Genomic DNA, 13,712 nt, shown 5'->3' with positions numbered 1-13,712 from the left:
CGAGGGGCACGTCGCGAAACTGGTGGCGGAGAAGGAGAAGAAGGGCTACAGCTCCGTCGGCACGGCTGCGTTGATCGCGTCGACCACGTCGCCCACGTCGCCCACGTCCACCGTGCCGCCCGCATCCACCGCGTCCACCGCTCCGCCCGCGCCGACTACGTCCACCGCATCGACCACGTCGTCCACGTCGTCCACGTCGTCCACGTCCACAGCGTCGCCCACGTCCGCCACGTCGCCCACGTCCACCTCCACCGCGCCGACCGCGCCGACCACGTCCACCTCGCCGCCCACGCCGTCGACGTCGGCCACGTCTACCGCGTCGCCCGCGTCGGCCACGCCTACCGCGTCGCCCGCGTCGGCCACGCCTACCGCGTCGCCCGCGTCGGCCACGTCGCCCGCATCCCCCGCATCGCCCGCGTCGCCCGCGTCGACGGCGCCTACCGCCGCCGAAAATCCCGCCGTGTCACAGCCTTCCGCTGCCCCCACCCCCGAAAAGCCCGCCGCCAACCAGCCCGCCGTCGACCACCCCACCACCGTCCCCGCCGCCGAAAACCCCACCACCCCTCCCCTCGTCCCGGACGAGAACACCTGGGCGATCCCCAAGGCCTGGCTGCGAGACGTGGTCCGGCAGCGCGGCTTCAACCCGGCACCGGCATTCGCCGTGGACCAGGAGAAGGCAGCCGAGGCACGCCAACGTGCAACCAGCCAAATCGCCACAATCAACCGGGTGCTGTCCGAACCGGACTCCAACCCGGACTTCGTGCAGGCCGCACGAAACCACCTAGCCGGCCAGCCGAATCCAGTTGGCGCAGCGGCGATCGCGGCCATGACGACCCGCGACCTGTCGTCGGTGCACGCCTGGATAGCCGACCACGGGCTGGCGTTCGCGGTGGTGGCGGTGGTCGAGGGCATCGTGATGACCTCCTCCGCCAAGTGGATTCCGCAGCAGCAGAAGTGGAGTGAAGCCCACCTGCACCGCCATCCCGGCCACATGCACCTGAACGCCGGCAGTGCGGAGGGCCAGCTGCTCACGGCGGTCCGCTACGCCCTGGCCGTCGCGGACGACGCCGAGCGCGAGGCTGCGGAAGCCGCGCTTGCCACGTTGAACACGCCCAATGCGGCGGTGATGCGGGCGTTCCTGGTGCCTTCCCGCGACGACTGGTTCGACGAGGCGTGCCGGCAGTCGCACTCGTCGAGCCGGTGGTGGATGTTGCCGTGCAGTGCCAGCAACTACGACGAGTTCGTGAACGCCCAGTCGTCGTTGACCAACAGTGCTCTTGTTCTGCACACGGCGGCGTACGTGCTGGGCCCGGCCGTCGCGCCGTTGCTGGCGGAGGAGCTCGACCGCCAGTACCAGCGGGCGGACGGCCGCAAGCAGGTGCTGAAGGTGCTCGCGGCGCTGCCGACCGACGAGGCGTTCACCATCCTGCTCGACCGGCTGGACAGCAAGTACGTGCGCCCGGCGCTGCTGTCGGCGATGGCGGCGTTCCCGGCGCGGGCGGCCCGGCTGCTGGCCGGGCGCGTGTCCAGGAACGACGATCTGCGTCAGCTGCTGAGCGTGCACCTGCGGTCTCATCCGCACCTGGAAGTGCCGGCGGGGTTCACCTCGACCGACTCCGAGAGGGTGCCGGAGGCGTCAGCGGAGGAGTTGCCGCCGTTGCTGGCCTCGCCGCCGTGGGTGCAGCGGAAGCCGCCCGTGAAGCCGGTGGTGGTGCCGGATCTTCCCGTGCCCGGCACGTCGATCGTGTGGGAGCCGGGTGAGCGGGAGGAGTGGCTGACGGCGGGCCACTGGAACACTCACGTGAAGTGGCAGCACCTGTTGTCGGAGTACAAAGCCGGCCGGATCGGCTACCGCATGACCGACCTGCTCACCCTGGCGCCCGAGGACGAGGTGCGGCATCTGCTGGCTGGCTGGGAGCCCAACCTGAGTTGGAGCGCCGAGTCGTCGGGCAAGCGCCTGGCCGCGCGGTTCGGTTTCGACGCGCTCCGGCCCCTGCTGCACGTCGTCGAGTCGAACGCGAACGCCGCCGTGATCGTGCTTCCGTTCGCCACGCCCGAAGTGGCGACGCTGATGGCGGACTGGCTCGTGCGTCTCAAGCAGGTGCGCAAGGTGGCGCTGGACTGGCTGGCCCGGCACCGCGAGATGGCCGCCCGCTTCCTCATCCCCGCCGCGCTGGGCAAGCCGGGGGCCGAACGCCGCAACGCCGAGACCGCGCTCCGCTACCTGCACGGCATGGGCGTGGACGTTGTCGCGCTCACCAAGAACGCCACGGCGGCAGCCGCCCTGCAGACCTTGCTGGAGGTCGACCCGGCCGACGTGCTGCCCGCCAGGTTGCCCGCGATCGGCGAGTGGGCCGACACCCGCATGCTGCCCCAGGTCCTGCTGAGCGGCCGCAGGTCCGCGCTGTCGCCCGAGGCCGCCCGGCACCTGCTGATGACCGCCGCGCTGTCCAAGCCCGGCGACGTGTACGCCGGGTTGCCCCGTGCCCGCGAAGCGCTCGACGCCGGCTCGCTGGCAGCGTTCGCGTGGGCCGTGTTCCAGCGCTGGCTGGAGATCGGCGCGCCGTCGAAGGAGAGCTGGGCGCTGGCCGCGCTGGGCTGGTTCGGCGACGACTCCACAGTCCGCGCGCTGTCGCCGCTGATCCGCACCTGGCCTGGCGAGAGCCAGCACGCCAGGGCCGTGGCGGGTCTGGACGTCCTGGCGGACATCGGCACCGAGGTCGCCCTCTCGCACCTCAACAGCATCGCGGAGAAGGTGAAGTTCAAGGGCCTCAAGACGCGCGCCCAGGAGAAGGTGTCCCAGATCGCCGCCGAACTGGGCCTGTCCCGCGACCAGCTCGCAGACCGTCTGGTCCCCCGCCTGGGTCTCGACGACGAAGCCTCGCTGGTGATCGATTACGGCCCGCGCAAATTCACCGTGGGCTTCGACGAGCAGCTCAAACCCTACGTCCTCGACCCGGACGGCAAGCGGCGCAAGGATCTCCCCAAGCCCGGCGCCAAGGACGATCAGGACCTCGCGCCGCTGGAGCACAAGCGGTTCACGGCGTTGAAGAAAGACGTTCGCGCTGTCGCGTCCGACCAGATCCACCGCCTCGAACGGGCCATGGTCGACCAGCGCGCCTGGACCGCGACCGAGTTCCACACGGTCCTGGCCGCGCATCCCTTGCTCTGGCACATCGTCCGCCGCCTGGTCTGGATCACCGACGAAGGTCTGTCCTTCCGCCTGGCCGAAGACCGAACCCTCGCCAACGCGAGCGACGACGAGATCACCCTCCCCGCCGAGGCCACCGTCCGCGTGGCCCACCCGGTCGATCTCCAGGCCAGCCTGGAGGCGTGGGGCGAGGTGTTCGCCGACTACGAGATCCTGCAACCGTTCCCGCAGCTGGGCCGCCCGTTGCACGTCGTGCCGCCGGAGGAGGACCTCCTGCCGCAGCTGGCGAAGTACCGCGATGTCCTGTACCCGATCGGCAAGGTCCTCGGCCTCACCAAGAAGGGCTGGGTCCGCGGCGAACCTCAGGACGGCGGCGTGGAGTGCTGGATCACCCGCCCGTTCCCGAACGGCGGCGCTCTCGTCGCCGCGCTGGACCCCGGCATCGCGGTGGGCGCCGTCGACATCTTCCCGGAGGTCAAGTTCGTCGAACTGTGGTTCTCCGCCAGCGGCCACGGCTACTGGACCGCCCCGAAGGACCGGCCGGACACGACCGAAGTGGACCCGATCACGGCCTCCGAGCTCCTCTCCGAACTGGAGTCCCTGCACCCGTAGGTCGCCCCGGCACGGGGATCTGACCTGCTTTTTAAGCTGACCATAAGAAATTGTCAGACCTCGTGAGTACGGTCCGTGCACACATCAACTTCCGAATCCGACCCCTGGAGGTACGGCAGTGCGCAGGTGGGAGCTCGTCGCGAGTGGCTCGGCGAAGTTCTGGGAGATCGGCCAGGACGGTGCCACCGTGACCGTCCGGTTCGGACGGCTGGACACGGCCGGGCAGACCCAGACCAAGGAGCTCGCCTCCGCGGAGGCCGCACAGGCGCACGTCGCGAAGCTGGTGGCGGAGAAGGAGAAGAAGGGCTACATCGAGGTCGGCTCCGCTGGGTCTGCGGAGCAGACCACCGCAGAACAGCCCGCCGCAGAACAGCCCACCGTGGCACAGCCGGCCGCGGAGAGACCCCTCGTCAGGAAGAAGGCCGCAGCCAAGAAGGCCGCTCCTGCTGTCCTGGACGAGGACACCTGGGTCATGCCCAAGGCGTGGCTGCGCGACGTGGTGCGGCAGCGCGGGTTCGACCCGGCACCGGAGTTCGCGGTGGACGCCGCGCTGGCCGCCCAGGCCCGGCAGCAGGTCGTCGAGCAGGCCGACGAGATCGAACGAGCGCTGACCACCAAGGGCTCGAAGGCGGAGCTGGTGAGCGCGGCGCGCGAGCACCTCGCCGGGAAGCCGAATCCTGTTGGCGCGGCGGCTATCGCGGCCATCACGTCGTCCGGGCTGTCGTCGGTGCACGCCTGGATCGCCGACCACGGGCTCGCCTTCGCCGCCGCCGCGATCGGCGAGTACCTGGGACTGACCTTCTCGAAGGAGTGGAACGACCGGCGGGGTGACTGGACCAACGTCCACCTGCGGCCCCGGCGCGACCACCTCCAGACGTCGGTCAACGAGCCGGAAGGCCGGATGCTCACCGCTGTCCGATACGCGATCGCGGTCGCGGACGACGCGTCACGCGAGGCCGCGGAGACCGCGCTGGCCGGCCTGGCCACGACGCCCGCGGTGAAGGAGATGCGGACGTACCTGGTGCCCGCGCGGGCGGACTGGTTCGACAAGGCGTGCCTGCAGTCGTACACGCACAACCAGTGGTGGATGCTGCCGTGCAGTGCCAGCAGCTTCAAGGACTACGAGCTCGCCCATCACCCGCTGACCGGTTCGCCCTTCATCCTGTACACGGCGCTGTACGTGCTGGGTCCGGACATCGCGCCGTTGCTCGCGAACGAGCTCGACCGCTACCAGACCGCGGACAGCCGCAAGCTGGTGCTGAAGGTGCTCGCGGCGTTACCGACCGACGAGGCGTTCACGATCCTGCTCGACCGGCTGGACGACAGGTACGTGCGCCCGGCGGTGCTGTCCGCGATGGCGGCGTTCCCGGTGCGGGCCCTCCGGTTGCTGGCCGAGCGCGTGTCGTCCGGCGACCAGGTCCGGCAGCTCCTGCAGGCGCACCTGCTGTCGAACCCGTCCTTCACCGTGTCCGCCGAGGTGGCCGCGGTGCTCGCCGAGTCCGAGGGGGAGACCTTCCCCGAGGCTCAGGCGGATCAGCTGCCGCCGCTGCTGGCGGCACCGCCGTGGCTGCATCGCCGCCCGGCGCCGAAACCCGTCGTGGTGGCCGATCTCCCGCTTCCCAGGGCGACCGTCGTGTGGGAGCCGGGCGAGCAGGAGCAGTGGCTCGAGTACGGCGAAGTCTGGCTCTCGGACCACCTCGACTGGCGGAAGCTGCTCGTGGACTACCACGAGGGCACCATCTCCCACTACGACAACGATCTGTTCCTCCTCGCTCCCGCGGACGAGGTGCGGCACCTGCTGGCGGACTGGCAGCCGGCCTACCACTACCGCGTCGAGAACTGGGGCAGGCGGCTCGCCGCCAAGTTCGGCGTCGACGTCGTGCCCCCGCTCGTGCTGATGGCCCAGGCCGGCCCCGCGACGAACGGCGGGATGCTGCTGCCTTTCGCCACCGCCGAGGTGGCGGCCGTGATGGCCGACTGGCTGGCCAGGACCAAGCAGCCCCGGCGCTGGGCCGTCGAGTGGCTGGCGCGGCACCGCGAGCGGGCGGCCGGCCTCCTCATCCCCGCGGCCGCGGGCAAGGCGGGCGCCGCTCGCCGCAACGCCGAAGGTGCCTTGCGCCACCTGCAGGGCATCGGCGTGGACGTGGGCGCTCTCGCCAGGTCCTGTGGCGCGGAAGCCGCGATCGACGTCGTGCTGTCGGTCGACCCGATCGACGTGCTGCCCGCGAAGCTGCCGGTGATCGGCGAGTGGGCCGACACCCGCCTGCTGCCCCAGGTCCTGCTGCGCGACCGCAAGCACGCCCTGTCCCCCGAAGCCGCCGCTTATCTGCTGATGACGGCCGCCCTGTCCAAGCCGGGTGAGGTCTACGCCGGGCTGCCGGTGGCCCGCGAGGCGCTGGATCCCGGTTCGCTGGCGGACTTCGCGTGGGCCGTTTTCCAGGCCTGGCAGCAGGCCGGCGGGCCGTCGAAGGAAGGCTGGGCGCTAACCGCGCTGAGCTGGTTCGGCGACGACTCCACGGTTCGCGCCCTCTCTCCGCTGATCCGCAACTGGCCGGGCGAGAGCCAGCACGCCAGAGCCGTCACGGGCCTCGACGTCCTCGCCGACATCGGCACCGAGGTCGCCCTGTCGCACCTGAACAGCATCGCCGAGAAGGTGTCGTTCCAGGGCCTCAAGGCCCGCGCCCAGGAGAAGATCGCCCAGATCGCCGCCGAGCTGGGCCTGTCGCCTGATCAGTTGTCGGACCGCCTCGTCCCCCGCCTCGGCCTGGACGACGCCGCGACCCTGGTGATCGACTACGGTCCGCGCCAGTTCACCGTGGGCTTCGACGAGCAGCTCAAGCCCTACGTCCTCGACCCGGACGGCAAGCGCCGCAAGGACCTGCCGAAGCCCGGCGCCAAGGACGACCAGGACCTCGCACCGCTGGAGCACAAGCGGTTCATGGCGTTGAAGAAGGACGTCCGGACCATCGCGTCCGACCAGATCCAGCGCCTCGAACGGGCCATGGTCGGCCGGCGTGTGTGGACCGCCGAGGAGTTCCAGACGGTTCTCGCCGCTCACCCGTTGCACTGGCATCTGGTCCGCCGCCTGGTGTGGGTCACCGACGAGGGCGTCTCCTTCCGCCTGGCCGAAGACCGCACCCTTGCCACGTCCAGCGACGACGCGCTCATCCTCGCCGAGAACGCCACCGTCCGCGTGGCCCACCCGGCGGACCTCCAGGACACGATCGGAGCCTGGGGTGAGGTCTTCGCCGACTACGAGATCCTCCAGCCGTTCGGCCAGCTGACCCGCCCGCTGCACCTGCTGGCGCCCGGCGAGGACCTGCTCGCCCGGATCTCGAAGTACTGCGACACCCCCTATCCGTTCGGCAAGATCCTCGGCCTCACCAAGAAGGGCTGGGTCCGCGGCGAACCGCAGGACGCCGGCGTCGAGTGCTGGATCACCCGCCCGTTCCCGGACGGCGCCGCGCTCATCGCCCGGCTCGACCCCGGCATCGCCATCGGACTGGTCGACGAGTACCCCGAGATCACCTTCACCAGCGTGTGGTTCTCGCCCACCGGTCGCGGCGCCTGGTCCGCCCCGAAGGACGCCCCGCCCACCTACGACGTCGACCCGATCACGACCTCCGAGCTCCTCGCCGAACTGGAGTCCCTGCACCCATGACCAGCACCCAGACGATGCAGCGCCCGCCGGCGGAGGTCCGCTACGCCGACGAGCTCGCCCGGCTCCGCGACTCGGACACCGCGCCCAAGCCACCCGGCTGGGCGTTGAGCCTCGAAGCCGCGCGCCGGTTCGTGGTGGGCGACGAGAAACGCGGCATCGCCAAGAAGTTCGTCGGCGATCCGTCCCTTGTGGACAGAGCGCTGGTCACGCTGGCCACCAGTCGCGGGCTGATGCTCGTCGGCGAGCCTGGCACGGCCAAGTCGCTGCTGTCCGAACTGATCGCCGCGGCGGTCAGCGGCGAGTCGACGCTCACCGTCCAGGGCGGGGCGGCGACCACCGAGGACCAGATCAAGTACTCGTGGAACTACGCGTTGCTGGTGGCCGAAGGGCCGTCGCCGCGGTCGCTCGTCCCGGCGCCGATGCTGCGGGGCATGACCGAGGGCAAGGTCGTGCGGTTCGAGGAGATCACGCGCTGCCCGTTGGAGGTGCAGGACTGCCTGCTGTCGCTGCTGTCCGATCGGGTCATGGCGATCGGCGAGCTGAACGGCGCGGACGGCATGGTGTTCGCGCAGGACGGGTTCAACATCATCGCCACGGCGAACACGCGGGACCGCGGCGTCAACGAGATGAGCGCGGCGTTGAAGCGGCGGTTCAACTTCGAGACGGTGTTCCCGATCGCGGACTTCGAGACCGAGCTCGCGCTGGTCGAGCAGGAGGCCGCGAAGCTGCTGGAACGCTCGGGCGTCGAGCTCGCACCGAAGCGGGACGTGCTGGAGGTGCTCGTGCGGACGTTCCGCGACCTGCGGGACGGCAACGACCGGCTCACCACGGTCATGAGCACCGCGGAGGCGGTGTCGGTGGCGCACGCCGTGGGGCTACGCGGGTGGTTCCTGCGGGGTGAGGTGGGCACCGCGGCCGACGTCGTCGAGTGCCTGGCGGGGACGGCGGCCAAGGACAACGCGGAGGACCTCGCGCGCGTGCGGCGGTACCTGGAGCAGCACGCGGCGCGCCGGAAGGGCAAGCAGTGGCAGGCGCTGCACCAGGCCCGGCACCTGCTGCCCGGCTGATGGGGGCCGTGTTCGTCGGCGTCCGGCACCACAGTCCCGCCTGTGCCCGGCTGGTCGCCGCCACCATCGCGGAGCACAGACCGGCATACGTGCTGATCGAAGGCCCGGCCGACTTCAACGAGCGCATCGACGAGTTGCTGCTGGGCCACGAGCTGCCGGTCGCGTTGTTCAGCTACTCCGACCGGCACGCCTCGTGGACGCCGTTCTGCGACTACTCGCCGGAGTGGGTGGCGATCACCGAGGCGCGCCGGCACCACGCGGAGGTCAGGTTCATCGACCTGCCCGCGTGGCACGAGGCGTTCCACGACGTCAGCAACCGGTACGCGGACGCGGAGCTGCGCTACACCGAGGTGGTCGAGCGGTTGTGCCGCGAGTTCGCGGTCGACAACGTCGACGTGCTGTGGGACCACCTCTTCGAGAGCGAGCCGGAGCCGACGGCGCTGGCCGAGTACTTCGACCTGCTGCGCGGCACGGCCACCGCGGACGACGGGGACGCGGCCCGCGAGGAGTACATGGCGAGCTGGGTGCGGGCGGCCGTTGCGGATGCCGGCGACCGGCCGGTCGTGGTCGTCACCGGCGGGTTCCACACGCCCGCTCTCGAGGCCAAACTCGCCGACGGCCCGGCAGAAAGCACGAGCTGGCCGGAGGTACCGGAGCGGGACGGAGGCGCTAGCTACCTCGTGCCGTACTCGCACGCGCGGCTGGACGCGTTCACCGGATACCAGTCGGGCATGCCGTCGCCCGGCTACTACCAGCAGGTGTGGGAGAACGGGTCGCAGCGGGCGGCGGACTGGTTGATCGAGTCGGTCGCGACGCGGCTGCGCGGGAAGAACCAGCCCGTGTCGACGGCGGACCTGATCGCGGCACACACCCAGGCCGGAGCGCTGGCGCGGTTGCGCGGGCACGAAAGCCTGGCGCGCACGGACGTGCTGGACGGGCTGACCAGCGCCTTGATCTCCGAGGACCTGACGCAGCCGCCGCCGTGGACGCGGCGCGGCACGTTGCAACCCGGCGCGCACCCGGCGCTCGTGGAGATGATCGGGGCGCTGCGGGGTGACAGGGTCGGCCGGCTGCACCCGGCCACGCCGGCGCCACCGCTGGTCAACGCCGTGCAGGAACTGCTGCGGGCACATGGTCTCGACCACGAGGGCAAGATCGCGCTCGACCTCACGGACCCGGAGTCGTTGGAGCGCAGCAGGATTCTGCATCGGCTGCGGGTGCTGGGGATTCCCGGTTTCGAGCGCACGAGCGGGCCGTCCGGGGGCGCACAACCGCGGCTGGACGAGGAGTGGGTGCTGCGGCCCGCCGATGAGCGGCTGGCGGCGTTGATCGAGGCCGCCGAGAACGGTGCCACGCTGGAGGAGGCGGCCGGGGTGGCGCTCGAACGCCGGGCCCGGCAGGCACAGCTCCAAGAGCAGTCCGGGCTGCTGTTCGACGCGGTGCTGTGCGGGATCACGACGTTGTCCGGCAGGCTCAAGCAGACCCTCGACGAGGGCGTCAGGGAGACGGGCGATCTCGGGGCACTGGGGCAGGTGCTGAGCGGGGTGCTCGGGCTGTGGCGGCACGACCGGTTGTTCGGCACGGCGAAGGATCCGCTGCTGGGCGCGGTGATCGACGCGGGCACGGCCAGGGTGCTGTGGCTCGTCGAGGGGCTGCACGGCGGCCCCGCGCCGGCGGATCCGGACCGGCTCCGCGCGATGGCCGCGACCAGGGACGCGGTGCTGCACGCGAAGTCCGCGCTGTCGCTGGACATCGCGGACGTCACCGGGGTCGCGACCAGGGTGAGCGACGACGGGCAGGCGCCACCGGATCTGCGCGGCGCGGCGCTCGGGCTGGCCTGGGCGCTGGGCACGACGCCGGACGTGCGGAAGGTGCGCGGCATCGACGCACTCGGCGACTGGCTGGCCGGGTTGTTCGCGGTCGCGCGCGAAGAGGTGCTGGCGAGCCCCGAGCTGGTCGGGGTGCTGGACGAGCTGGTCAGCGCGATGACCGAGGAGGAATTCCTGGTGGCGCTGCCCGCGTTGCGGCTCGCCTTCAGCTACTTCCCGCCCAGGGAACGGGAGACCATCGCGGGCACCGTCCTCGCCCACCGCGGCGTCGGGGGTGACGCCAGGGGCCTCACCCGGCTCGGCACGACCGACCCGATGATCGTGGCGGAGGCTCTGGCGGTGGAACGGCGCGTCGACGCCCTGCTGGTGAAAGGCGGGCTGACATGACGGACCTGGAACGCTGGCGGCTGATCCTCGGCGAACCCGCGTCGCGGTGTGCCGGCACGCCGCAGGGTGACGCGGCACGGCGAGACGCCGCCCTGGAGTGGCTCTACGGGCGCGATCCCGAGCTGGCCGAACGCGGCGTGCGCAAGGGCGGCACCGAAGACTCGGTGCTGCAGACCGTCGACTGGCTCGACGAGGTGCACGAGCTCTTCCCCAGGGAGACGGTCGAACGGCTGGAGCGGGACGCGGTCGAGCGGTACGAGATCACCGACATCGTCACGGACATCGAAGTGCTGCAACGGATCGAGCCGAACCCGGCGTTGCTGCGCGCGGTGCTGCGGACGAAGCACCTGATGAACCCGGCGGTGCTCGCGCTGGCGCGCAGAATCGTCGATGCGGTGGTCCGGCAGCTGATGGAGAAGCTCAAGACCGAGGTCCGGCAAGCCTTCAGCGGCACGAGGTCGCGCCGCCCGAGCATCCACCGCAACTCGCGCAACTTCGACTTCCGGGCCACCATCAGGGCGAACCTCCAGCGCTACCAGCCCGAGGAGCGCAAGCTCGCGATCGAGCACCCGAAGTTCGTCTCGCGCACCAAGCGGCACGTCGAGCAGTGGCAGATGATCCTGCTCGTGGACCAGTCGGGGTCGATGGTCAGCTCGGTGATCCACTCGGCGGTCACCGCGGCCTGCCTGTGGGGGCTGCCGGGGCTCAAGACGCACCTGATCGCCTTCGACACCAACGTGGTGGACCTGACCTTCGACGTGACCGACCCGGTCGACCTGCTGATGAAGGTGCAGCTCGGCGGCGGCACGGACATCGCCAAGGCCACCGCGTACGGGGCCGGCCTGGTCGACACGCCCCGGCGCGCGATCGTCGCGATCATCAGCGACTTCTACGAGGGCGGCAGCGAGCCGCACCTGGTCCGCACGGTGAAAGGCCTGTGCGAGCAGGGAACGCACGTCCTGTGCCTGGCCGCGCTGGACGAGGAGGCGAACCCGGACTACGACCGCGCGCTGGGGCAGCGCCTCGCGAACGCCGGCGCCCACGTGGGCGCGATGACCCCTGGCCAACTGGCGGAATTCGTTGCGGAGAAACTCAAGTGACCAGACCCGATCTGCTGGCACTGACCCCGGACGCGCTCGCGGCGCTGGCCAACCGCGGCCTGGTCAAGCGGGCCGTCAAGGAGCTCGACGCGGGTGTCGTCCCGGCGCTCGACACCGATCCGGCCGGTGCCGTTCAGGGCAAGTTCCCGGACGGCACCACGACCACGCTGCCGCCGAACACCACCCTCGACGCGGCGCGGTGCAGCTGCGGCGCGGCGGGCGTGTGCCGGCACCGCATCGCGGTCGTCCTCGCCTACCAGCGAACTGAGGAGTCGAGCGCACCGGCCGAGCTGTGGTCGCCGGGAACGGTGACCGAAGACGACCTGGCCGCGCTGATGGGCGAACGCACGCTGCGCCGCGCCCGCAGGGCGCTGCAGGCCGGCTACCGCGCCAAGCTCCGCCGCCCAACCGCGGAAGACCAGACAGCGCAGGCGGAACTGCCCACGTGCACCGTGACGTTCCTCGTGCCCGGTGATCTGTCCTACGTCCACACGGACGCGGTCAACCGCGACGAAGCGACGGCGCTGGCGGTGTGGGCGTTCCGCGAGGCGGACAAACACACCGGGGACACCGTCGACGTGGGCGGATCTCCCACCACCGCAACGGATCTGACCGCCGTCACCGACCTGCTCGACCAGCTGCTGCTCGACGGCGCGACGAACGCGAGCGAGGTGCTGGACGTCGCGTGGCAGCGCCTGCACCGCGACCTGTCCGCCCAGCGCCTGCACTGGCCGGCCGCGGTGATCACCGATCTGCTGGCGCAGCTGACCGCATACCGCGGCAGAAGCGCCGACTACGAGGCAGAGCAGTTCGCCGCGCTGCTGACCGAGCTGCACGCGCGGACGACCGCGACCGGGCCGCGGGCCGAGGTGCTGGGCCCGGACGAACCGGCGGAGACGCCGCTGAGGAGGGTCCGGCTCACCGCGCTGGGCGCCCGGCTGCGCACCGAGGACACGGTCGACGTCTACTTCGCCGCGGGCGACGTCGTGCTCGTCCAGCGCGACACCGCCCTGCGCACCGGCCGGCGCCTCGCCGCCGCGAACGTCGTGTCGGAGGCGGCGACCCGCAGCGCGAGCCGGGCGGTGACGCTGAAGACCAGCAGGGTCGCCAAGACGTCGCTGACCCCGGTGGGCACGGCCTGGGACCAGCTGCCGCAGGCGTTGGTGATCGACGACTTCGCCGCGGCCGCCGCGCTGCTGGCCGAGTTACCTCCGCGTCAGGTGCGGGCGAGGGTCGAGGCCGAACTGGTCCGCGCGGTCCGCGTCACCGAGGTGTCCGACGTGGCCTACGACCCCGCCGCCCAACGCCTGACGGCCACCCTGCACGACGCCACCACGACGTGCCTGCTCGAAGCGACGCACCGGGCGGTGGCGCCGCACTCCCTGGACGCGCTCGCCGCGGCGTTGCGGGCCGGTCCGACGACGATCACCGGCGCCGTCCGCAGGCACCGCGGCACGCTGATCGTCACCCCGCTCGCGGTCCGCACCGAGACCGGTGTCGTGGTGCTCGATCTGGCCGAGGACACGGCCCCGCAACCGTTGCCGCCGGGCAGCACGCCCGCGGATCCGTTGAGCGCGGCGATCGAGAGCGCGCTCAAGGTGCTAGCCGAGGCCGCGCATCGAGGCCTGGACCACCTGCCGAACGGCCTGCTCGCCCGCGTGCGCGAGGTCGGCGCGGACCTGCAGCGCACGGGCCTGCGCACGGCGGGCGGCCGCGTCACGGCGTTCGCCGACGCCCCTGCCTCGGGCACCTGGCTCGCCGCGCACCTCAGGCTGCTGGTGACCGCCGATGCTCGCTGACGCGGTGGGGTCGATGCGTTGCGACAGCACGTAGTCCTCGGCGGCTTCGGCCGCCCTTCCGAGCCGCTCCAGCACGTGACCGCGGAGGTAGGAGGCCCGCGCCGCA

At 71.4% G+C, this 13,712-nt stretch carries 7 protein-coding genes; 6 read left to right on the top strand and 1 reads right to left on the bottom strand.

Annotation, left to right across the window (positions count from 1 at the left end):
* Window positions 1-45: 45 nt before the first annotated feature.
* Entirely contained in the window at window positions 46-486 is a 441-nt protein-coding gene (locus ACIA8G_RS02100) for a hypothetical protein (protein ID WP_396417331.1), read from the bottom strand.
* Between ACIA8G_RS02100 and ACIA8G_RS02095 the strand changes: the two genes are divergently transcribed.
* From ACIA8G_RS02095 to ACIA8G_RS02070, 6 genes are all read left to right on the top strand, one after another.
* The gene (locus ACIA8G_RS02095; protein ID WP_396417297.1) at window positions 461-3,763 is read left to right on the top strand and encodes a DUF4132 domain-containing protein; all 3,303 of its coding nucleotides are present in this window, start codon (window positions 461-463) and stop codon (window positions 3,761-3,763) included. The genes ACIA8G_RS02100 and ACIA8G_RS02095 overlap by 26 nt on opposite strands.
* A gap of 118 nt (window positions 3,764-3,881) precedes the next feature.
* Window positions 3,882-7,424, top strand: coding sequence for a WGR and DUF4132 domain-containing protein (locus ACIA8G_RS02090; protein WP_396416394.1), 3,543 nt, complete (start codon window positions 3,882-3,884; stop codon window positions 7,422-7,424).
* The gene (locus tag ACIA8G_RS02085) at window positions 7,421-8,491 is read left to right on the top strand and encodes an AAA family ATPase (protein ID WP_396416393.1); all 1,071 of its coding nucleotides are present in this window, start codon (window positions 7,421-7,423) and stop codon (window positions 8,489-8,491) included. The genes ACIA8G_RS02090 and ACIA8G_RS02085 overlap by 4 nt, the downstream gene beginning before the upstream one ends.
* On the top strand, window positions 8,449-10,707 hold the full coding sequence (locus ACIA8G_RS02080) for a DUF5682 family protein (protein WP_396416392.1): 2,259 nt from the start codon (window positions 8,449-8,451) through the stop codon (window positions 10,705-10,707). Before ACIA8G_RS02085 ends, ACIA8G_RS02080 begins: the two co-directional genes overlap by 43 nt.
* Complete coding sequence (locus ACIA8G_RS02075) at window positions 10,704-11,807, top strand: VWA domain-containing protein (protein ID WP_396416391.1); 1,104 nt, start codon at window positions 10,704-10,706, stop codon at window positions 11,805-11,807. The genes ACIA8G_RS02080 and ACIA8G_RS02075 overlap by 4 nt, the downstream gene beginning before the upstream one ends.
* Window positions 11,804-13,606, top strand: coding sequence for a hypothetical protein (locus ACIA8G_RS02070; protein ID WP_396416390.1), 1,803 nt, complete (start codon window positions 11,804-11,806; stop codon window positions 13,604-13,606). The genes ACIA8G_RS02075 and ACIA8G_RS02070 overlap by 4 nt, the downstream gene beginning before the upstream one ends.
* Window positions 13,607-13,712: the final 106 nt, after the last annotated feature.

This window comes from Lentzea sp. NPDC051213 (assembly GCF_044455585.1).
Lineage (GTDB): Bacteria > Actinomycetota > Actinomycetes > Mycobacteriales > Pseudonocardiaceae > Lentzea.
The sequence above is the reverse complement of the archived record's forward strand: the minus strand, read 5'-3'. Positions and strand labels throughout refer to the sequence as shown.